The organism is Marinicauda algicola (genome assembly GCF_017161425.1).
Taxonomy (GTDB): domain Bacteria; phylum Pseudomonadota; class Alphaproteobacteria; order Caulobacterales; family Maricaulaceae; genus Marinicauda; species Marinicauda algicola.
This window is the reverse complement of record NZ_CP071057.1, coordinates 2,083,059-2,105,032: the sequence shown is the minus strand read 5'-3', so window position 1 is coordinate 2,105,032 and position 21,974 is coordinate 2,083,059. Positions and strand designations below refer to the sequence as shown.

Genomic DNA, 21,974 nt, shown 5'->3' with positions numbered 1-21,974 from the left:
GACGCCTGCGTCACTGCGCCGCGAAGCGCACGGCGACCCCGCCGCTCGCGGCGAGATCGAAGGCGAGCGTGTCGGCGGCGGTGACCTCACGGGACTCCACGACATAGTCGTAGGGCGCGCTGTCCCAGTGCGCATCCGGACCGTCGCGATAGATCTCGGCCGTGTAGGCGCGGCCCGCTTCCAGGAAGTCGAGCGCGACCTCGATGCTGCGGGGGGTCTCGTCGGTCAGCGCGCCGAGATACCAGTCCGCCCCGCCGCGTTCCTGGCGGGCCATGACGATATAGTCGGCGACCTCGCCCTGCAGGGCGATCGAGTTCTCCCAGTCGGCCGGCACGTCGCGGATGAACTGGAACATCTGCGGGTGGGCCTCGTAGTTCTCGATCAGGTCGGCGGCCATCTGCAGCGGCGAGTAGATCACCACGTAGAGCGCGAGCTCCTTGGCGAGCGTGTGCTGGATGCCGCGCACCCCGTCCTGGCGCTCGAAGGTGAGGTCGAAGATGCCGGGCGTGTAGTCCATCGGCCCGGCGAGCAGGCGGGTGAAGGGCAGGATCGCCACGTGCTCGGGCGGGTTGGGCGGCGCGCCCCAGGCGTTGAACTCCTGGCCGCGCGCGCCCTCGCGCGTCATCCAGTTCGGCCAGGTGCGGCGCAGCCCGGTATCCTTGACCGGCTCGTGGGTGTTGATCGACAGGCGGTGCTCGGCGGCCCGCTCGATGACGCGCTGGTGGTGGTTCACGGTGAACTGGCCGTCATGCCATTCGTAGCGGGCGATGCCGTCCGCATCGCGGCGCAGGATCTCGCCGGCATCGGCGACATAGCCGGTCTTGATGGCGCGCACGCCGTTGGCCTCGTAGAGGTCGAAGGCGGCCTCCATCTGGGTCTCGTAATTGGTCACCGCGCCGGAGGTTTCGTGATGGCCGATCAGGCGAACCCCGCGCGCCTGAGCGTAGGCGGCAAGGCCCTCCAGGTCGAAATCGGGATAGGGCGTGGTGAAGTCGATGATCTCGCCATTGTTGAACCAGTCCCCGTCCCAGCCGAGATTCCAGCCCTCCACCAGCACGCCGGCAAATCCGTTCTCGGCGGCGAAATCGATATAGGCGCGCGTGCGCTCGGTCGTGGCGCCATGGTTGGGACCCGAGCCCCAGGTCCACTGCCCGAGATGCATGCCCCACCAGATGCCGACATACTTGCCCGGCTCGATCCAGCTGGTGTCCTCCAGGACGTTCGGCTCGTTGAGATTGAGGATCAGGTCCGAGCCGTTGACGAGCCCGACCGCGCTGTCGCTGGCCTGGATCGTGCGCCAGGGCGTGACGAAGCGTTCCCCGGTGCGCACGCGCACCCCGTCGGAGGCCGGCGACAGCGATGCCTGGAAGACGAGCGGGCGCTCCTGGTCGACCGACATGCCCGAATAGTCCACGAGCGCCGCCTCGTGGATCGAGACATAGGGCCCGTCCTCGAGCCGCGCGGTGAAGGGCGTATGCGCCTTCCAGACCTCGGTGATCGGCGTGGTGTGGAAGATGTATTCGTAGCGGTTGAACTCCCCCGAGGGGATCCACCAGGCCGTCCCGTCCGAGGCGAAGGTGAACTCGGTCAGCTCGTCGGCGATCAGGGTCTCTCCGCCCGGGCTGTCGCGCTCGACCTCGTAGCGGAAGCCGAGCCCGGTATCGAACAGGCGCGCGCGCAGGGTCAGGCGCGTGCCCGGCTGGCCGTCGGCTTCGAACACGGCCTCGATCTCGTTGTAATGGTCGGTGACGACGCGCCGCTCGCCATAGACCGTCTCCCACTCGCCCTCGTGGCTGTCGCGCTCGACCGAGACGAGGGAGAGGCCGTTCTCGAGATTGGGCCCGGTGACGAAGCGGAAGCCGAGGCGCGAGGGCGCGATGACCGGCGCGCCGTCATACTCGACTGCATAGCGCACGACGCCGTCCTCCTGGGTGAGCCGCATGAGGAGGCGCCCGTCCGGGGAGAGGATCTCGGCCGGCGCGGCGATCGCGGCGGCTTCGGCGGGCGCGCGATCGCCGGACGCCTGGCCCGCGGCGGCTTCCCGCGGCGAACAAGCGCAAACAAGCGCAAACACAGCGCAAGCAAGTGCCGGCGCGGCGCGCTTCCACTTCCGTGTCTCGATCGTCGCGTGCATGGTCTTCCTCCCCGGGTGTCCTTGTTTTGCTGCATCGCAGCGTGACGGCGGGCCGGACGCGGCGCGCGCGCCGGCCTTTTGCGAAGCATGCCCACAGTGCGCAAAAAATCGCAAGTCGAACCGGTTCCGAGTGACAGGACGCGCCGGAGCGCTAAAGTGGGAGAGGACAGCCGAGCGAACCGGGGAGGATCGGGATGACGCCGAAACTGTGCAAATCCATGCTGCTGGCCGCGGCCGGCGCGATGGCGCTGATGGCCTGCGCACGGGCGCAGGAAGAGGCCGCGGGGCCCGGCCCGGCCGCCGCGCGCGCGCCGGAAGACGAGATCATCTATTTCCTCCTGCCCGACCGGTTCGAGAACGCCAACCCGGACAATGACCGCGGCGGGTTCGAGGGCGGCCGGCTCGATCACGGCCACGACCCGACCCATACCGGCTTCTTCCACGGCGGCGACCTGCAGGGGGTGATCGAGCGGCTGGACTACATCCAGGGCCTCGGCGCGACGGCGATCTGGCTCTCGCCCATCTTCGAGAACAAGCCGGTCCAGGGCGAGGGCGAGATGGCTTCGGCGGGCTATCACGGCTACTGGATCACCGATTTCCTGAATGTCGATCCCCATATCGGCACGCGCGAGGACTTCCGCGCGCTCGTCGAGGCGGCCCATGCCAGGGGGATGAAGGTCTATATGGACATCATCACCAACCACACCGCCGACGTCATCCGCTACCGCGAATGTCACGACCCGGAGTATTCCGGCCCGGACGCGGCGGGTGAGGACTGTGCCTACCGCGCGATCGGCGACTATCCCTGGACGACGCGCGGCGGTCCGGACGGGGAGGCGATCAATGACGGTTTCCTCGGCATGGATGGCGAGCACCTGACGGCGGGGAATTTCGCCGCGCTGACCGATCCGCGCTGGGCCTATACCCCTTACGTGCCCGAGGGCGAGGAGGGCGTGAAGAACCCGGCCTGGCTCAACGATCCGATCCATTACAACAACCGGGGCAATACGCGCTTCGAGGGCGAGAATTCCGTCTACGGCGATTTCGCCACGCTCGACGATCTGATGACGACCCATCCGCGCGTGGTCGAGGGCATGATCGACATCTACAGCCAGTGGATCACCGATTTCCGCGTCGACGGCTTCCGGGTGGACACCACCAAGCACGTCAATATCGAGTTCTGGCAGCAATTCGCGCCGGCCATCCTCGAGCATGCGCGCGCGCAAGGCATCGAGCACTTCCACATCTTCGGCGAGGTCTACGAGTTCGATCCCGGCCAGCTCGCCCGCTTCGTCAACGAGGGTGAGGTGCCCAGCGTGCTCGACTTCGCCTTCCAGGGCGCGGCGCGGGCCTATGTCGCGGACGGGCAGGGCGCGCGCGTCATGGAGCGCTTCTTCGACGAGGATTTCGCCTACGAGGGCGGGCGCGCGACGGCGCGCATCAACCCGACCTTCCTCGGCAATCACGACATGGGCCGCTTCTCCCAGTTCGTGCGCGAGGCCGATCCGGAAATCCCGGACGAGGAGCTGCTTGCGCGCACCCGCCTCGCCCACGCGCTCATGTTTGCCAGCCGCGGCGTGCCGGTGATCTACTATGGCGACGAGCAGGGCTTCGTCTCCGACCGCGGCGACCAGGGCGCGCGCGAGACGCTCTTCCCGAGCGTCCAGGACAGCTATGTCGACAACGATCTCATCGGCACCGATGCGAGCGTGGCGGACGAGAATTTCGACACCGCCCACCCGCTCTACGCCTTCATCGCGCAGATGGCCGCGATCCGCCAGGCCCACCCGGCCCTGCGCCGCGGCGAACTCGTGGTGCGCCACAGCGATCTGGAGGGCGGCCTTCTCGCCTTCTCCCGCTTCGATCCCGACACGGGGGCGGAGTATCTCGCCGTGTTCAATGCGGGCGAGGCGCCGCGTCAGGCGAACGTGGTGGTCAATGGCCGCTCGCGCCGCTTCGAGGCGCTGGCGGGCGACTGCGCGGGCGAGGTCTCTGCGGCCGGAAGCTATCCCGTCAGCGTGCCCGCGCTCGACTTCGTGCTGTGCCGGGCGGTGGAGTAGGGGGCGAGTCATCGCCTGCTCCCCCTTGATGGGGGAGCTGTCCGCGGAGCGGACCGAGGGGTGGGAAGCCGGCCTTACAGCGGGGCCACTGCCTCGCTCGTTCCCGCTTCGGCGACCTTCCTGCGGCCCGGCACGAAGGCGAGCGCGGCGGCGGCCACGCCGAACGAGGCGCCGGCCAGGATGAAGGCGTAGATCGCCTGGCTGTCGAAGACATAGGCCAGGATCGGGCCCATCAGTCCCGCGACGACGATCTGCGGGATGACGATGAAGAAATTGAAGATGCCCATGTAGACGCCCATCTTCGCCGCCGGCAGGGAGTCCGACAGGATCGCGTAGGGCATGGTCAGGATCGAGGCCCAGGCCATGCCGATCCCGATCATCGGAACCCACAGCCATGTCGGGTCGGTGATCACGTAGAAGCTCGCGAGCGCCAGCCCGCCGAGCACCAGGTTGATCGCGTGCGCCGCGCGCCGGTTCAGCGCCTTCGCGATCACCGGCAGGACGAAGGCCCAGGCCGCCGCGATGACGTTGTAGGCCGCGAACAGCACGCCCACCCAGTTGGCCCCCTCGTTATACGCGATCGAGGTCGGGTCGAGCGCGGCATAGTGGTGGGCGGTGACGGCCGGGGTGGCGTAGACCCACATGATGAACAGGCCGAACCAGGAGAAGAACTGCACCACCGCGAGCCGGCGCATGACGAGCGGCATGGCGTCGAGATCGGTGAGGATGTGGGAGAGGAAGTTGTCGGTCTTCGAGGCGGCCTTGAACCCGGCGTGGAAGAGCAGGAGCGCGCCGAGCACGGCGAGCCCGCCGGTGAGGATGTAGAGCGTCGCGACCGCGTCGAAGCGGTGGACCGCCCAGCTGGCGACGAGGCCGGCGAGGAGGAAGCCGCCGCCCGAGCGCAGGTAATGGCCGGCGCCGCGCTCGGCGCGCGCCTCCAGACGCTCGTCGCGAAACAGGCCGGGCGGCTCCTTGAACTTTTTCAGCTCCTCCGGGGAGTATTCCTTCGAGCTGACGACCGTCCAGCCGACCGCCAGGAAGAGCGCGACCGCGCCGATGTAGAAGGAATACTTCACCGCGTCGGGGATGACCCCGGCCGGGGCCTCGGCGGACACGCCGAACAGCTCGGTCAGCGTCCACGGGGCGAGCGAGGCGAGGAAGGCGCCGGTGCCGATGAAGATGGTCTGCATGGCGAAGCCGCGCGTGCGCTGCTCGCTCGGCAGCATGTCCCCGACGAAGGCGCGGAACGGCTCCATCGAGATGTTGATCGAGGCGTCGAGAATCCACAGCGTCACCGCCGCGACCCACAGATAGGGCGAGTTCGGCATGACGAAGAGGGCGAGCGTGGACAGGATCGCGCCGATGAGGAAATAGGGCCTGCGCCGCCCCAGAGGACCCCAGGTACGGTCGGAGAAATGTCCGACGATGGGCTGGACGAGCAGGCCCGTGATCGGTCCCGCGAGCCAGAGCACGGGCAGGGCCTCGATCGAAGCGCCGAGCGTCTGGAAGATCCGGCTGACATTCGCGTTCTGCAGGGCGAAGGCGATCTGGATGCCGAAGAAGCCGAACGAGATGTTGAAGATCTGCCAGAACGAAAGCCGCGGCTTGTCCATCTGGGCCATGGCGTCCTCCCCCGTGTTTTCATTTTTTTGTAACTTGGCCGAGATGCGCGCCGCTGTCGAGAGGCGATGAGCCCGCCGCGCGGAACCGGTGCGAATCGCCAGCGCTCACCGGTGAAACGGTGCGGCCCGGAGCGCCGGTCCGGCTGCGGTCGCGGAGAGGTTCGACGAAGCGTCTCGACATTTCCTGCGCAATTGGTGCAAAATTTTGCAAAGTCCGGTCCGCGCCGGTCCTGCCGCTCGCGGCTTGTCCGCGCGTACCGGGACGGGCAGACAGGGCCCCCTGTCCGGCACGAGGCGGCCGGCGGGCGGGCGGGGAGCAGTGCGAGAGCCATGACCAAGAAGACCACGCGGCTGGAGGATCTCGCCGAGCGGGCCGGGGTGTCGGTGTCGACCGCCTCGCGCGCGCTCAACGATTCCCCGGCCGTCTCGATGCGCACCAAGCGGGCGATCTGGCAGCTCGCGCGCGAGATGGACTATCCCTTCCGCCGCCACATGCCGGCCGGCCCGATCGGGGCGAAGGCGACGGTCTCGATCGTGGTGCCCAAGCCGCAGGGGCGGGGCGCGCAGCTCTCCGACCCGTTCTTCTTCGAGCTGCTGGCAGGCGTCGGCGACGCGGCGCGCGAGCGCGATTGCGACATCCATGTCAGCCACGTCGCGCCGGCGAGCTTCGAGGACCTGCACGCGGCGATGACCACCCACCGCGCGGACGGGGTGATCTTCGTCGGCCAGAGCGCGCTGCACCACGCCTTCAACCAGCTCGCCGAGAGCGAGACGCAGTTCGTGGTCTGGGGCGCGGAGCTGCCCGAGCAGAACTACTGCTCGGTCGGCAGCGACAACCTGCTGGGCGGGGAGCGCGCGACGCAGCATCTCGCCCGCCTCGGGCGCGAGCGCATCGTCTTCCTCGGCGAGACCGAGGCGCCCGAGGCGATGCAGCGCTATCGCGGCTACCGCACCGCGCTGTCGCGCGCGAAGCTCGCCGAGGACCCCGACCTGCTCGTGCCGGCCCATTTCTCGCTGCAGTCGGCGCAGAGCGCGATCGAGGCGCTGCTCGCGCGCGGGGTGGCCTTCGACGGGGTGATCGCGGCGAGCGACGTGATGGCGCTCGGCGCGCTGCGGGCGCTGCACCGGGCGGGAAAGCGCGTGCCGCACGATGTGAGCCTGGTCGGCTACGACAACATCTCCTACGCGCGCTACAGCGAGCCGGCCCTGACCACGGTCGACCAGGACGTGGCCAATGCCGGCCGGCTGATGCTCGCCAAGCTGCTCGACGGCCAGCGCGGCGCCATCGCGCGCTCCGAGCGCCTGGCGACCGACCTCATCGTGCGGGAGTCCTGCGGCGCCTGAAGGCTCAGCGCCTGCGCCGCGCGAGCACGGCGCCCATCGCGGGCAGGCTGTCGCCGGCCGGGTCGGCGACGTTGACGTGGGCGACCGGGACCCAGCCGTCCGGCAGGCGCCAGGGCTTCTCCTCGAAGCCGAGATTGAAGGCGCACAGTACCGCCTCGCGCCCCTCCCCGCGCCGGAACACCAGGATGTCCGCGTCCTCGCCGATGAAGACGAGCTCGCCCTCGCGCAGAGCCGGATGGTCCTGGCGCAGGCGCAGCCAGCGGCGCGCATGGTTGAGCGTGGAGTCGGGGTCGGCGTCCTGACGGTCGACCGCCAGGACGCGATGGGCCGGGTCGACGGGAAGCCAGGGCTCGACGGCGGAGAAGCCGGCATGGGGCGCATCGGCGGTCCAGGGCAGGGGCGTGCGCGCCCCGTCCCGGCCCAGCGTCTGGGGCCAGTTGGTGATCGCCTCGGGATCCTGCAGCCGCTCGAACGGCACCTCGGCCTGGGGCAGGCCCAGCTCCTCGCCCTGGTAGACGAAGACGCTGCCGCGCAGCGAGACGAGCAGCAGCAGAAGCATGTCGGCGAAGGCCTTGCGGTCGCGGCCCTTGGCCCAGCGCGAGACCGCGCGCGGCGCGTCGTGGTTGGAGAAGGTCCAGGCCGGCCAGCCGTCGCCCTCGACCGAATCCCACTCCGCCGCGCAGCGGCGCACCAGGTCGGGCGTGAGGTCGGCGGCGTAGAGGTAGAAGAAGCCGTAGGCCGAGTGCAGGCGCGCCTCGGTCTCGGTGTAGAGCTTCATCTCTTCCAGCGCGGTTTCCCCGCCGACCTCGGCGACGAGGAAGCGGTCGCCATACGAGCGCGCCAGCGTGCGCAGGCGCTCGAGCACCCTCGGGATGTCGGGATGGGACTGGTTGCGCGTGTGGTGCTGGAAGTCGAACGGGCGCGTGCGCTTCTTCGGGCTCGGATTGACCGGGTTATCGCGCAGCTCGGGATCGTGCATCATGAAATTGACGGCATCGAGCCGGAAGCCGTCCACGCCGCGGTCGAGCCAGAAGGCCATCGTGTCGAGAAGCGCGTCCTGGACCTCGCGGTTGTGGACGTTGAGATCGGGCTGCGAACTGAGAAAGTTGTGCAGGTAGTACTGCTCGCGCCGGCTGTCCCAGGTCCAGGCCGGCCCGCCGAACACCGACTGCCAGTTGGACGGCGGCGAGCCGTCCGGCTTCGGGTCCGCCCAGACATACCAGTCCGCCTTGGCATTGTCCCGGCTTTCCCGGCTCTCGCGGAACCAGGCGTGCTGGTCGGAGGTGTGGGAATAGACCTGGTCGATGATGACCTTCAGGCCCAGGCGGTGGGCGGTCTCCAGCAGCGCGTCGAAGTCCTCGAGCGTGCCGAAGATCGGATCGACGCCGCAATAGTCCGCGACGTCGTAGCCGAAATCCTTCATCGGCGAGGTGAAGAAGGGCGAGATCCAGACCGCGTCGACCCCGAGCGAGGCGATGTGGTCGAGCCGGGCCGTGATGCCGGGAAGATCGCCGATCCCGTCCGCGTTCGAATCGGCGAAGCTGCGCGGGTAGATCTGGTAGATCACCGCGCCGCGCCACCATTGCGCCGCCTCGCGGCTCTCCACCGGTGCTTCAGACGCCGTTTCCATCCTCACCGGTTCTCCGCGCTTGCGTAGTGATTTGCGATTTTTTGCAAAATCATGCGCATTCTGTCAACGTTGTCGTGCGCTCGCTTTCACGCCATGCGACCGCAGTTGCGAAGAGGAAATCCGGGCGATTTCGGGGGCGGGCAGCCTCCGCCGGAGGGATGCGGACTAATTTTCTGCTTGGCACTTTCATGAATTTTCATTATTTTGCGTAATCGAGGCTCATGCTGAAAAACCAATCCGGCGAGCCAGGGGGAGGAAAAAATGCAATCTGTGAAACCGTTTCGCCGTTCATGGCTCCTGAGCAGCGCCGCCGCGAGCTCGCTGCTTCTTCTCGCCTCCGGCCCGGCCTGGGCCCAGGACGCGCAGGATCCGCCGCCTGCGGGTGATGCGCTTCCTGCCGATGCGAGCGAGGAGGAGTCCGCCGAAGGCGCCAATGGCGACGTCATCGTCGTCACCGGCATCCGTTCGTCCATCCGCTCCTCGATCGCGGCCAAGCGCGAGAGCGACCAGATCGTCGAGGCGATCTCGGCCGAAGACATCGGCAAGCTGCCGGACGTCTCGATCGCCGAAGCGCTGGCGCGCCTGCCGGGCCTCGCCGCCCAGCGCGTGCGCGGCCGGGCGCAGGTGCTCTCGGTTCGCGGTCTCGGCCCGGACTACACCACGGCGCTCCTGAACGGGCGCGAGCAGGTGACCGCCGGCGACAACCGCGGCGTGGAATTCGACCAGTATCCCTCCGAGCTGATCAGCCAGGCGCTCGTCTACAAGACGCCGGACGCCCAGCTGGTGGCCCAGGGCCTGGCCGGCACGGTGGACCTGCGCACCATCCGCCCGCTGGCCTTCGGCGAGCGTGCGGTGAACCTGTCCGCCAGCTACGAGTACAACTCCAACGGCGAGCTCAACGACGGGTTCGACGAGAGGGGCTACCGCCTGACCGGGACCTACGTGAACCAGTTCGCCAACGACACCATCGGCATCGTGCTGTCGATCGCGGACCAGAACACCCCGACCCAGGGCGAGAAGTACGAGATCTGCAACTTCGACGACCGCGGGGGTGCCCAGGCGCCGGGCTGTTTCAAGATGTTCTCCGAATCCCGCGACCTGGATCGGACCGCCTATCTCGGAACGCTCGAATTCGAGCCGAACGCCACGCTGAACACCTCGCTCGATCTCCTGTACACCGAGTTCACCGACGGCGGCGTGCGCCGCGGCGCGGAATTCCCGACGGGCACCTGGCTCGGGGGCGGTTCGGGCCTTCAGCTGCTTGGCGCGCAGGTCGAGGACGGGCTGGTCACGGCCGGCACGTTCGATCCGGTCTTCGCGGTCGGACGCAACGATATCCAGGAGCGCGAGGCCGAGCTGTTCTCGGTGGGCTGGAACGTCCAGTGGCGTCCGTTCGAAAGCTGGCTGTTCGAGGGCGATCTCAGCCACTCCAGCGTCGAGCGGTCCGCCTTGGATTTCGAATCCTATGCCGGCCTCGGCGTGGGCGCCTGGCAGAACTACACGGCCGCGGTGGACCAGCTGGACTTCGCCTTCACCGGCGACCGCTACCGGTTCCACTCGCAGGTCGGATCCGACTACGCCGATCCCAGCCTGATGGTGCTCACCGACCCGGGCGGCTGGGGCCAGGACGGCTTCCGCAAGACGCTGAACACGGACGACCAGCTCTCCGCGCTGCGCCTGAGCGCAACGCGTGAATTCGACCGGGGCTTCCTGAGCTCGGTCGAGGCCGGCGTCTACTTCTCCGACCGCGAGAAGCAGCGCGAAACGATCGAGGACTTCGTCGACCTCGTCGGCGTCGACGAGCTCGCGATCCCCACTCAATACCTGCTCAATCCGACGGATATCTTCTTCGTCTCGAACGTGCAGATGATCGCCTACGATCCGGCCGCCCTGCTGCGCGACGGCATCTACACGCTGCGTCCGCTGCCGCTCGGCTTCATTCCGCAGAAGCAATGGCAGGTCGAAGAGCAGATCACGACCGCCTACCTCCAGGCCAACATCGACACCAATATCGGCGTGCCGGTGCGGGGCAATGCCGGCGTTCAGGTCGTGCACACCGACCAGAGCTCGACCGGACCGATCGCCAACGGGCTGGCCTTCCTCCCGGTGGTGGCCACCGACGGCGACACCTATACCGAGGTGCTGCCCAGCCTGAACCTGGCGTTCGAACTGGGGGAGAACACCTTCCTGCGCCTGGGTGCGGCGCGTACCCTGGCGCGTCCCCGCATGGACGACATGCGGGCCAGTGTCGGGATCGGCATCAACAGCCAGGTCTGCCGGATCAACCCGATCACCAACCAGTTCGAATACACGCCCAACCCGAGCGACCCGAACGCGGTCTGCATCAGCGGCGGCAGCGGCAATCCGCAGCTTCGCCCCTACATGGCGGACTCGTTCGACATCTCGCTCGAGCACTACTTCGCCGATGGCGGGGGCTATGTCTCGATCGCCGCGTTCCACAAGGAGATCGACAACTGGGTCTTCGGCAATGTCGGACGCGACGTGGACACCACGGCGATCGTCGACGAGATCTTCGGGGCCGGTACTTCTGCGGCCAATCCGGGCGTCTCGGACGGCCGCTTCTTCGCCGCCGAGAACGCCGATGGCGGCTGGCTGCGGGGGCTTGAATTCTCGCTGAGCCTGCCGGCCGAGGCGTTCCTGCCGGAGCAATTCGAAGGGTTCGGCCTGTTCGCGAGCTATTCGGTGACCGACAGCGAGATCCAGCCCTCCACCGCGCCGTCCCCGATCAACATCCCGGGGCTTTCGGAGGAGTTGGGCAACATCACCGTGTACTACGAGCGCGGCGGCTGGGAAGCCCGGATTTCCAACCGCTTCCGGTCCGACTTCCTCGGCGAGCTGCCCGACTTCACCGGGCAGCCCGATTTCCGGCGCGTGTTCGACGAAAGCGTGATCGACGCCCAGATCGGCTACGAATTCGTCGACGGCCCGGCCAGCGGCCTCACGGTCCAGCTCCAGGCGAACAACCTGACCGACGAGCGGTTCGGGACGTACATCAACGATGACGAACGCCTCGCCCGGAACTGGGAAGAGTACGGCACGACGTACACCCTGCGCGTCAGCTATCGCCGCTAAGGCGGGGCTGCATCACGCCATCGCCCCGCCGGCGCCCAGCGCCGGCGGGGCTTTTTCTTTCCGGCGGGCCTTGACCCGGCCCCGGGCCCGGCGAAGGGTTTCATTGCCGCTCGATGATCTGGAGGCCCCATGGCGAAGCCGCAATCTCACCGGGAAGCGCCGCGCAAGGTCGTTGTCGTCGGCGGCGGGACGGCGGGCTGGATGGCGGCCGCCTCGCTGGTCAAGTTCCTCGGCCGGCTGGTCGAGGTCGAGGTGGTGGAATCGGAGGCCATCGGGATCGTCGGGGTCGGCGAGGCCACGATCCCGCAGATCCGCAATCTCAACCGGGCGCTGGAGATCGACGAGGCCGACTTCGTCGCCGGAACCAACGGCTCCTTCAAGCTCGGCATCGAGTTCATCAACTGGCGCCGGCTCGACCACAGCTATCTGCACAATTTCGGCTCCATCGGCCTGTCGGTGAACCAGATCCACTTTCACCACCACGTCTTCCGCGCCCAGGCGGAAGGCTATGGCGGCGATCTGTGGGATTACTGCGTCAACACCCAGGCCGCGCGTGCGGGCCGGTTCGCGCCGATGGAGCGGCTCGGCTCCTCGCCGCTGGGGGGTGTCGCCTACGCCTATCATTTCGACGCCGCGCTCTACGGCCAGTACCTGCGCCGCTACGCGGAATCCCGCGGCGCGCGGCGCACCGAAGGCCGGATCGTCGAGGTGATCCAGGATCCAGAGAGCGGCGATGTCGAGCGCGTGCGCCTGGAGGACGGGCGCGAGGTCGCCGGCGAGATCTTCGTCGACTGCTCGGGCTTCCGGGCGCTGCTGATCGAGGGCGCGCTGAAGACCGGATACGAGGACTGGTCGCGCTGGCTGAAATGCGACAGCGCCCTGGCGGTCCCCAGCCGCAATACCCGGCCGCCGCGCCCCTTCACACAGGCCATCGCCCGCGAGGCGGGCTGGCAGTGGCGCATTCCGCTGCAGCACCGCACCGGCAACGGGCACGTCTTCTCGAGCGGCTATGTCGATGTCGACACGGCCCGCGAGACCCTGCTCGCCAATCTGGAAGGCGAGGCCCTCGCCGAACCGCGCCTCATCCGCTTCACCACCGGCCGGCGCCGGAAGTTCTGGAACAGGAACGTCCTGGCGCTGGGCCTGGCCAGCGGGTTCCTGGAGCCGCTGGAATCCACCTCCATCCATCTCGTACAGTCGGGGATCAGCCGTTTCATCCAGATGTTCCCGACGCGCCCGATCGCGGACGCGGAGCGCGACGAGTACAATCGCCAGGTGACGCTGGAGTTCGAGCGCATCCGCGACTTCCTGATCCTGCACTATCACCTGAACGAGCGCACCGATTCGCCCTTCTGGATCGATGTGCGCGAGATGGACGTGCCCGAGACGCTCACCAGCAAGATCGCCCTGTTCAAGGCGTCGGGCCGGATCTATCGCGACGCGCAGGACCTGTTCACCGAGGCGAGCTGGCTGCAGGTCATGCACGGCCAGGGGCTGACGCCGCAGGCCTGGCATCCGATGGCCGACAAGCTGAGCGAGGCCGAGCTGCGCGACATGCTCGCCAATATCCGCCAGATCGTCACCGGCGCGGCGGCCAAGCTGCCCAGCCACGCCGACCATATAGCGCGCTGCTGCGCCGCGCCGCAGGCGGCCGAATAGCTCAGGCCGCGCTGGCCGCGTCCATCACCGCGTTCAGCGCGGTGCGATGGTCGGGTGCGCGCTCCGCGGCTTCATGGATCAACCGCTTCAGCCCCGCCAGTCGCTCGCGGAACGGGGTGTCGCGCTTGTCCACGATGGGATCGTAGGTCTCCGGCTCGACACCCTGGCCGGCCATCACCGCCAGCCAGCTGGCGTTGGGAAAAAGGTCGTGGCCGAACGCCACCTGCCGGCCGCAGGCGCGGTAATGGTCGAGCCGGTATCGCAGCGTGTCGGGAATCTCCATGGCGCGGGTATGGCGCCAGAGCGGCTCCTCGCGCGCGGTCTCGTGATAGTGCAGGACCAGGAAGTCGCGGATGTGCTCGTACTCGGCCTCGGTCAGGCGGTTGTACTCCCGGCGGGCCAGCGCATTGTCCGACCGGTCCGGGAAGAGCGCGATGAGGCGCATGATCCCGGTCTGGATGAGGTGGATGGAGGTGGATTCCAGCGGCTCCATGAAGCCGGCGGCGAGCCCGATCGCCACGCAGTTGCGGTTCCAGAACATCTTGCGCCGGCCGGTGACGAAGCGCAGCACGCGCGGATCGGCCTCCGGCGCGCCATCCAGGTCGGCGAGCAGGGCCTGCGTCGCCTCGTCCTCGCCAATGAACTCGCTGCAGTGGACATAGCCGTTGCCGATGCGGTGCTGCAGCGGGATGCGCCAGCGCCAGCCCGCGGCCTTCGCCGTCGAGCGCGTATAGGGCGTGAAGTCCCCGCCGTGCGCGCAGGGGACCGCGATCGCCCGGTCGCACGGCAGCCACCGGCGCCAGTCGTGATATCCGGTCTGCAGCGCGCCCTCGATGAGCACGCCGCGAAACCCGGTGCAGTCGAGGAAGAACTCCCCGTCCACCGTGCGCCCGTCATCGAGCGTCAGCCCGGCGATGTCGCCGCTTTCCGCATCGAGGCGCACGTCGGCCACCTTGCCCTCCACGCGCACGACCCCGCGCGCCTCCGCATAGCGGCGCAGGAACTGGCCGTAGAGCACGGCGTCGAAATGATAGGCGTAGTCGTGGGTGGACTGGACCATGCGCGGATCGCTGACCGGGGGGGCGAACCGGTTGCGCCGCGCCAGCGCCCAGGCCATGGAGAAATCCTCGATCGGCGTGTCGTCGCCTTCATGGCGCATCTTGAGCCAGTACTGGTGCATCGGCACGAGATCGAACTCGCGGCCGAACGAGCCGAACTGGTGGAAGTAGCGCGTGCCCTCGCGCCGCCAGCCGGGAAACTCGATCCCCAGCTTGAAGCTGCCCTTGGTCTCGCGCAGGAACTCCGCCTCGGAGATGCCCAGGAGCCGGTTGAAGACCTTGATCGGCGGGATGGTGGCTTCGCCGACCCCGACGATCCCGATGGCCTCCGATTCCACCAGCGTGATCCGGCACTCGCGCGGGGCGGCATTCGCCAGCGCGGCCGCCGCCATCCAGCCCGCCGATCCGCCGCCGACGACGACGATGCGTTCGATCTGCCCCTGGCGCATTGTTAAGCCTCCCCCGCGACCGGACCTGGAAAATCCAGTCTAGGAGCGGGGCCGGGCGAGGCAAGCGCGGCGCGGCCGCCGGGCCGGATTTCCTGCAGTCATGCGGCCCGAGAGCATGTTAGGCGGGCGTAAACCATTGCTCCAAGTCACCGGTTCTTAACCGTCTTCCTTAAACCGCACTTAGATTGGGGTGTGCGATCGTTCGCCTATCGTAGCCCGTGAAAGGGCCAGGAAAAGGCGAGGGGTAACCATGAGGGACTTCTTGTACAGAGGCGTGGCGCTGTCGGCCCTGGCCGGCGCGATCGCCGCGAGCGCGGCGCCGGGCGCCGCGGGACAGGACACGCAGGACACCGAGTTCGTCCTGCCCTATTACGGCGACATCAATCCGTTCTACGGCGACATCAACCCGTTCTACGGCGATATCAACCCGTTCTACGGCGATATCTCGCCCTTCTGGGGGGACATCTCTCCCTTCTGGGGCGACATCAACCCGTTCTACGGCGACATCGCCGCGTTCTGGGGCGATATAAGCCCGTTCTACGGCGACATCGCCGCCTTCTGGGGCGATATCGGTGCGTTCTGGGGCGATATCGGACCGTTCTACGGCGACATCAACGCGTTCTGGGGCGATATCGGGGCCTTCTCCGACACGACCTCGGGCGATTACGCGACGCTGGCCACCCAGCTGGAGACCATGTTCGCGCAGGCCGAGGCGGTCTTCGGGCCGGCGGTCCGCGACGCGACCGGCCTGTCCTTCCGCGAGGCCTTCCTGCAGGGCCTCCTGGACGCCTACGAGCTGGACCTCGCCGACCTGTCGACGCTCGACAGCTGGTCGGCGAACAAGCGCGGGGCCTTCTTCCTCGACTTCTACGACGGGCTGATGGCCTATTCCGGCGCGGACCGGCCCGATCACTGGATGCCCGCCATCCACTGGTCGCCTGCCCTGTCGCAAGCCGTCGGCGGCGGCTCCGGGGCGCTCGTCGGCGTGCTCGACTTCTCCACCCAGGGCACCGACGGGGTCAATCTGCGCATCACCCACGGCACGCGCGACTACCTGAACTTCAATCACGGCGCGGCCGTGGCCGGCATCATCGGTGCCGCCCATGACGGCCAGGGCGTGATGGGCATCGCGCCGGGCGTGACGATCAATGTCTACAACCCGTTCGATGCGAGCCTGACGGCGAGCTGGCAGAGCGTGCGCGACGGCGTCGTGCGCCTGGGCCAGCTGCAGTCGGACATCGTCAACATGTCGCTGGGCGTGCCCGGGTGGACGCTGCACCAGGACTGGGCGAGCGTGTTCTCCGACCAGCAGCTCGCGCCCCATGTCGGCGACATGCTGTTCGTGATCGCCGCGGGCAACAACGGCGCCACCCAGACCGCCGATCTCGACTGGACGGGCGTGCCGGTGCTGGAGAACCTGATCATCGTCGGCTCGGTCAATCCGTGGGGCGAGATCTCCTCCTTCTCCAATCGTCCGGGTACGGCGTGCCTGACGGTGAACGGCACCTGCCAGGCCGGCAACCGGCTGATGGACCGCTTCATCGTCGCGCCGGGCGAGCTGATCCTCGTCTCCGACGGCCAGGGCGGCACGGCGCGCATGTCCGGCACCTCGTTCGCCGCTCCGATGGTCTCCGGCGCCGCGGCCCTGATCAAGGGACGCTGGGGCTGGCTGGAGCCCGGCGACGTCGCCGACATCCTGTTCCGCTCCGCGACCGATCTCGGCGTCCCCGGCGTCGACGAGGTCTATGGCTGGGGCCTGCTCAATGTCGACGCGGCGATGAGGCCGCTGGACGAGAGGTCTCTCTTCTATCTCGACGAGACCTCGACCGCACGCGACGTCGTGACGCTCGGCTATGTTTCCGGCGCGCTGCGCTTCCATTCGGCCGCGCAGAACGCGGTGACCGTCTTCGAGACGATAAACGGCACCTATCGCGACTTCACGATCTCGCTCGACGACATCGTGATCAAGCCGGCCAAGGGCCAGGGCGGCGGCAGCAGCAAGTCGGCGCAATACGCCTCGACCCAGGCGGCGACCGGCTTCAACGCAACCGCCTTCTCCGACACGCTCGGCTTCACGCGGACGATCTCGCGCCGCGGCGATTTCGAGATGTCCGCCTTCGCGGCACCGGCCGATCCGCTCGATCTCGATGCCGATGGCGAACTCGACATCCAGACCGGCTTCCGCTTCACCGACACCGCTTCGGGACGCGAGTTCCAGATCGGCTTCGGCGAGGGCGCGCTGGCGCTGAACGGCCAGGACGGCTTCGCCCTGTTCTCCGACCACCGGCCGGAGACCGGCGGGGTCAACCCTGTGCTCGGCTTTGCCTCGGGCGGAGCCTACATGGCCGGCGGCATGCGGGTCGGGGACGCCACCCGCGTCTCCTTCGGCGTGAGCTCGGGACGCGACGAGTACACCTTCGTCAACCCGATCACCGGGGCCGAGGACGAGGTGCTCGACGGGCTCTCGGTGTACGAGGCGATCGCCTTCTTCACCGGGGTGAGCCACGAGGTGTCCGACCGCTTCGTGATCACGCTGGGCTACACCCACCTGCACGAGGCGACCGGCCTGCTCGGCGCCCAGGGTACGGGCGTGCTCGATCTCGACGGCGGCGCGGCGACCGATGCGGTCACCGTCGGGGCCGAGGCCCTGCTGCCGGCCCGCCTCAGCCTCAGCGCTTCTGCGACCGCGGCGCGCACGGCGGCGGACGGGTTTGACACGCGGGCGATCTCGATCGGCGAGACGCCGGTCTCGACCGCCTTCCAGGTCTCCCTGCGCCGCGATGGGATCATCACCCGCTCCGACGCGGTCCGGGCGAGCGTGATCCAGACGCTGCACCAGGAGAGCGGCTCGCTGGAATACCGGGCCATGGGCATCGCCGACCGGCAGAGCGGAACGCTGGCCCTGGACAGCCAGAGCTGGGCGCTCGGCGGACAACGCCCGATCGCGGCGGAGCTGCTCTACGCGATCCCGCTGTTCGGCGACCGGGGCGATCTCAGCCTCTTCGGCCGGGCCATGCTCGCCGGCGAGGCCGGGTTCGAGGCAGACCGCGAGATCGCCTCGGGCCTGCGCTTCACCCTCGACTACTAGGCCGAAAGGCTCCCGAAACGGCGCCGCCGCCCGTGACCTGCGGGCGGCGGCGTCCGTTTGTCTTGCAGAATGCGCCTATTCTACTTGGCGCGCGCTTTGAAACCTCAAGTATTCACCCCGGGGGAAGCGTCCGTTGCTTTCCGCGTGATGCGGAATTTTCGGAATATTAACATACCGCTGCGAGAGTGACTTCCGAGTCCGTTCCTGGCTTGAGAGCTATTCGACGATGCGTTCCCCGATGCCGAACCGCCCCGCGTTCCGGAGCCGGACCGTCCGCAGTCTGGCGCGCGGCCTGTGCGTGGCGTTCGCCGCGGGCGGGCTCGCGGCCACGGGACCTGCCGGCGCGGCCCTGGCCGTGCAGCTGCCCGCCGGGGAAGAAGCGGTGCAGGCCACACCGTTCGAGGCTGCGGTCAACGAGGCGCGCGCCATCATGATGGCCGACCCGCACGCCGCGCTCGCCCATGCCGAACGCGCCGCCGCGCTCGCCCTCGATTTCGCGACCCCGGCCGAGCAGGACATCGGGCTCGTCACCGCCTGGTGGCTGCAGTCCGAAGCCCTGACCCGGCTCGGCCGGCCGCTCGAGGCCCGGCCCGTGGCCGAGCGCGCGCTCGAGACGCTCGGCGCCGCTCCGGAGCCGACCAAGCTCTATGCCGACCTGCTCGTCTCCGCCGCCCGCGCGAGCCAGCAGACCGGCGACCATGGCGGGGCGCTCGGCCGTTTCCGCACCGCCTACGAGGTGTATCGCCAGATCGGCCAGACCCGGTCGGAAGCGATCATCCTGCAGTCGATCGGCTCGATCTATAACGATGCGCGCCAGTACGAGCGCGCGATCTCCTATTTCGACGACGCGACTGCGCGATTCACCGACGACGCCTCGCTCGATCTCGCCGCCTTCAACAATCGCGGCAACGCCTATCGCGAGCTCGGCCGCTACGACGAGGCGCTGGACCAGTACCAGCAGGCGCTCGCCATCGCCTCCGAGATGGGCAGCAGCACGCTGGAAGCGCGCATCCTGAACAATATCGCCTCGCTGCACGTCGCCTTCGGCCGTTTCGATGCGGCGGACGAGGCGCTCGATGCCGCCTTCGACAAGGCCGATGGCCAGGAGGGCGCGGAATGGACCCGCTTCCTGTGGGGGACGCGGGCGCAGACCGCCTACGGGCGCGGCGACTACCGGCAGGCGCGCACCGATATCGAGCGCACCTTCCAGGGCATCGATATCGGCGGGACGCCGCAGCATTTCCGCGAATTCCACGAGGCGGCGGCCGACATCTACACCGTGCTCGGCCTGTGGCGGCAGGCCGCCGAGCACCTGCGCGCCTTCAAGCGCCTCGACGACGAGGGCCGCGACGTCGCGGCCTCGGCCAACAACGCGCTGATGGCCGCGGAGTTCGACTTCGCCGAGCAGGAACTGGAGATCGAGCAGCTGCGCTCCCAGCGCCTGGCCCAGGACGCGGAACTCGCGCGGGCCCGCGCCAATCAGCGCCTGATGCTCGTCGGGGCGCTGCTCATGCTGTCCCTGATCGGAATCGTCATCGCGCTGTGGCGCCAGAGGGTCGCGCGCGAACGCCAGCGCGTGCTCTCGCGCGCCCTGTATGAAGACGCCGAGACGGGCCTGCCCTCGCGCAAGGCGCTGGAGCGCGCCGCCGGAGAGGCGGCCTCCGCCCTCGGTCATCCGGTCACGGTCATCGCGCTGGAAATCAAGCGGCACACCCATCTGCGCGGCGTGCTGGGCTTCGCCACCGTCTCGCGCCTGAAGGCGGAGATGGCCGCGCGGCTGAAGTCGGCCGGCTTCGACCGCCTGATCGGCATCGTCTCGCCGGGCGTGCTCGGCGTGCTGCTGCCCCACGGCGACGAGGCGGCGGCGAGCGAGGAAGCCGAGCGCATGCGCGCCTGCTTCGCCGCGCCGCTGCGCGTCGACGATCTCGACATCGACGTCTCGGTCATCGCCGGCATCGGCATCGACACGCTGGGCGAGGCCTGCGTGCGCAAGGCCAACATCGCCGTGCGCCAGGCCCGCGACGCCTACCAGACCGTGGCTGCCTTCGATGCGCAGAGATACGGCAACCCGGCGGAAAACCTCACCTTGATGAGCCGCATGGTGGACGCCACGCGCAACGGCGCGATGAGCCTGCACTACCAGCCCAAGCTCAACCTTCGCACCGGGCGCTACGGCGCGGCCGAGGCGCTGTGCCGCTGGCGCGACGGCGACCGCAACATCCCGCCGAACGACTTCATCCCGCTGGCGGAGAAGACCGGCCATATCCGCGCCGTCACCGAATGGTCGATCGAGCAGGTCGTGCGCGACCAGAAACGCCTCTACGAGGCCGGCATCGAGATGGCGCTGTCGGTGAACGTGTCCGGCGCGGTGCTCAACGATTCCGAACTCGCCGAGCGCGCGCTCAACATCTGCCGCGGGGCCCCGGGAGAGATCACCTTCGAGGTCACCGAGACCGCGATCATGGCCGATCCCGAACAGGCGATGACCAATCTGGAGAAATGGGTCAGGGCCGGGATCAGGCTCGCCATCGACGATTACGGCTCGGGCATGTCCTCGCTGGCCTATCTGAAGATGCTGCCGAGCCACGAGCTGAAGCTCGACCGCGCCTTCGTCACCCATGTCGCCGAGAGCAAGCGCGACCAGATGCTGGTGAAATCCACCGTCGACCTCGCCCACAATCTGGGCCTGGCGATGACCGCGGAAGGGGTGGAGACCGACGAGGCGCTGGCCCTGCTCAAGCTGCTCGGCGCCGACTGGGCGCAGGGTTACGGCCTGTCGAAGGCCCTGCCGCTGGACGGCTTCATCGACTTCCTCAGGCGCGTGGAGGAGGCCGGGCGCTTGCCCGCAGCGCCGGCGGAACGCCCGGGCCCGGATCTGAAGGAAGTCACCCGCTAGGCGCGGCCGCCGCGACCCGCGTAGCCGGCGAGGATCTCGCACACCCAACGCCCGGCGGTGAGCGCGGTGATGTCGGCGACATCGAGGCCGGGATCGAACTCGGTGAGATCGACCGCCTTCACCCTGTCCCAGGCCGCGAGCCTTCGCGCCGCGGCGAAGAAGTCGGTGACCGCCATCCCGCCGGGGCGCGCGCCCGGCGCGCCGGGGCACTGGGCCCGGTCGATCACGTCGATGTCGAAATCCACATAGACCCGGTCGACGCGGCCCTGGAGCGTGCCGATCGCGGCGTCGATGACCTCCAGAATGCCCCGCTCGCGCACATCCGCGGCCGTGAATACGGTGATGGCGTTCGCCCTCGCCGTCTCGTGCATACGCCGCGTGTTGGCGAAGGGGGCAAGGCCGATCTGGACGATGTTGGCGCCGGGAAGCCCGTCCTCGAGCAGGCATCTGACCGGATTGCCGTTGAGCGGCCCGCAATCGGTGTCGCGCAGGTCGAAATGGGCATCGAGCGTGACGAGCCCCGTCCGCTCCAGCGGGCCGAGCCCATGCACGCCCGGCCAGGTCACGGCATTGTTGCCGCCGAGCAGGAGGGTGAGTTCGCGATTCCTCGTCAGCGCGGCGAGCCGATCGCGGATCGGGGTGAAGGCGTCGGCGGGCGAGACCGCCTTCAGGTCGAGATCGCCGGCATCGAAGAGCGTCAGCGCATCGAGCGAGAGTCCGGCTTCGAGATCGTATACGGAAAACCGCTTGAGTACCTCGCGCACGCGGCCCGGCGCGAGGTCGCAGCGCCCCGGGGTGAGCGAGCGCTCGGCCAGCGGCGCGCCGAGCAGGGCGAGCGGCGCGCCCTCGTCCTTCGTCAGGAGTTCGGCGGCAGCGTGCCAGCCGCGGCATTCGGAACGGTCGCTTGCGCTCATGGCGTTCGGGTGACCCCGCGGGCTGGA

General features: G+C 68.5%; 11 protein-coding genes. 6 read left to right on the top strand and 5 right to left on the bottom strand.

Features of this window, described 5'->3' with window-relative positions:
* Positions 1-10: 10 nt before the first annotated feature.
* Complete coding sequence (locus JW792_RS10445) at positions 11-2,134, bottom strand: glycoside hydrolase family 97 protein (RefSeq protein ID WP_135997286.1); 2,124 nt, start codon at positions 2,132-2,134, stop codon at positions 11-13.
* A 194-nt stretch (positions 2,135-2,328) separates the two neighbouring features.
* Here JW792_RS10445 and JW792_RS10440 point away from each other — a divergent pair, with 194 nt between their 5' ends.
* Positions 2,329-4,194, top strand: a complete 1,866-nt coding sequence (locus JW792_RS10440; protein ID WP_206340781.1) for an alpha-amylase family glycosyl hydrolase — start codon at positions 2,329-2,331, stop codon at positions 4,192-4,194.
* A gap of 74 nt (positions 4,195-4,268) precedes the next feature.
* On the opposite strand, the gene JW792_RS10435 is transcribed toward JW792_RS10440, so the two are convergent.
* Positions 4,269-5,807, bottom strand: coding sequence for an MFS transporter (locus JW792_RS10435; RefSeq protein WP_135997295.1), 1,539 nt, complete (start codon positions 5,805-5,807; stop codon positions 4,269-4,271).
* Between the two features lie 339 nt (positions 5,808-6,146).
* Between JW792_RS10435 and JW792_RS10430 the strand changes: the two genes are divergently transcribed.
* Complete coding sequence (locus JW792_RS10430) at positions 6,147-7,160, top strand: LacI family DNA-binding transcriptional regulator (RefSeq protein ID WP_135997285.1); 1,014 nt, start codon at positions 6,147-6,149, stop codon at positions 7,158-7,160.
* A gap of 4 nt (positions 7,161-7,164) precedes the next feature.
* On the opposite strand, the gene JW792_RS10425 is transcribed toward JW792_RS10430, so the two are convergent.
* A complete protein-coding gene (locus JW792_RS10425) occupies positions 7,165-8,790 on the bottom strand; it encodes an alpha-amylase family glycosyl hydrolase (RefSeq protein WP_135997284.1) in 1,626 nt (541 codons plus the stop codon).
* A gap of 261 nt (positions 8,791-9,051) precedes the next feature.
* On the opposite strand from JW792_RS10425, the gene JW792_RS10420 reads away from it, so the two are divergent.
* A complete protein-coding gene (locus tag JW792_RS10420; protein WP_135997283.1) occupies positions 9,052-11,883 on the top strand; it encodes a TonB-dependent receptor in 2,832 nt (943 codons plus the stop codon).
* A 129-nt stretch (positions 11,884-12,012) separates the two neighbouring features.
* Positions 12,013-13,542 carry a tryptophan halogenase family protein gene (locus JW792_RS10415; protein ID WP_135997282.1) on the top strand — a complete coding sequence of 510 codons (1,530 nt, stop codon included), beginning with the start codon at positions 12,013-12,015 and terminating at the stop codon, positions 13,540-13,542.
* Between the two features lies 1 nt (position 13,543).
* Here JW792_RS10415 and JW792_RS10410 read toward each other — a convergent pair whose 3' ends face one another.
* Complete coding sequence (locus JW792_RS10410) at positions 13,544-15,049, bottom strand: tryptophan halogenase family protein (protein WP_135997281.1); 1,506 nt, start codon at positions 15,047-15,049, stop codon at positions 13,544-13,546.
* A gap of 250 nt (positions 15,050-15,299) precedes the next feature.
* On the opposite strand from JW792_RS10410, the gene JW792_RS10405 reads away from it, so the two are divergent.
* Together JW792_RS10405 and JW792_RS10400 are read left to right on the top strand one after the other, a co-directional pair.
* The gene (locus JW792_RS10405; protein ID WP_135997280.1) at positions 15,300-18,137 is read left to right on the top strand and encodes a S8 family serine peptidase; all 2,838 of its coding nucleotides are present in this window, start codon (positions 15,300-15,302) and stop codon (positions 18,135-18,137) included.
* 298 nt (positions 18,138-18,435) lie between these two features.
* A complete protein-coding gene (locus JW792_RS10400) occupies positions 18,436-21,033 on the top strand; it encodes an EAL domain-containing protein (RefSeq protein WP_135997279.1) in 2,598 nt (865 codons plus the stop codon).
* Here the strand turns inward: JW792_RS10400 and JW792_RS10395 are convergent.
* The gene (locus tag JW792_RS10395; RefSeq protein ID WP_135997278.1) at positions 21,030-21,947 is read right to left on the bottom strand and encodes an arginase family protein; all 918 of its coding nucleotides are present in this window, start codon (positions 21,945-21,947) and stop codon (positions 21,030-21,032) included. The genes JW792_RS10400 and JW792_RS10395 overlap by 4 nt on opposite strands.
* Positions 21,948-21,974 lie beyond the last annotated feature (27 nt).

Coding starts and splice junctions, on each gene's coding strand:
- JW792_RS10425 (WP_135997284.1), bottom strand. CDS start 8,790: ATGGAAACGGCGTCTGAAGCACCGGTGGAGAGCCGCGAGGCGGCGCAA.
- JW792_RS10430 (WP_135997285.1), top strand. CDS start 6,147: ATGACCAAGAAGACCACGCGGCTGGAGGATCTCGCCGAGCGGGCCGGG.
- JW792_RS10395 (WP_135997278.1), bottom strand. CDS start 21,947: ATGAGCGCAAGCGACCGTTCCGAATGCCGCGGCTGGCACGCTGCCGCC.
- JW792_RS10440 (WP_206340781.1), top strand. CDS start 2,329: ATGACGCCGAAACTGTGCAAATCCATGCTGCTGGCCGCGGCCGGCGCG.
- JW792_RS10415 (WP_135997282.1), top strand. CDS start 12,013: ATGGCGAAGCCGCAATCTCACCGGGAAGCGCCGCGCAAGGTCGTTGTC.
- JW792_RS10405 (WP_135997280.1), top strand. CDS start 15,300: ATGAGGGACTTCTTGTACAGAGGCGTGGCGCTGTCGGCCCTGGCCGGC.
- JW792_RS10435 (WP_135997295.1), bottom strand. CDS start 5,807: ATGGACAAGCCGCGGCTTTCGTTCTGGCAGATCTTCAACATCTCGTTC.
- JW792_RS10420 (WP_135997283.1), top strand. CDS start 9,052: ATGCAATCTGTGAAACCGTTTCGCCGTTCATGGCTCCTGAGCAGCGCC.
- JW792_RS10445 (WP_135997286.1), bottom strand. CDS start 2,134: ATGCACGCGACGATCGAGACACGGAAGTGGAAGCGCGCCGCGCCGGCA.
- JW792_RS10410 (WP_135997281.1), bottom strand. CDS start 15,049: ATGCGCCAGGGGCAGATCGAACGCATCGTCGTCGTCGGCGGCGGATCG.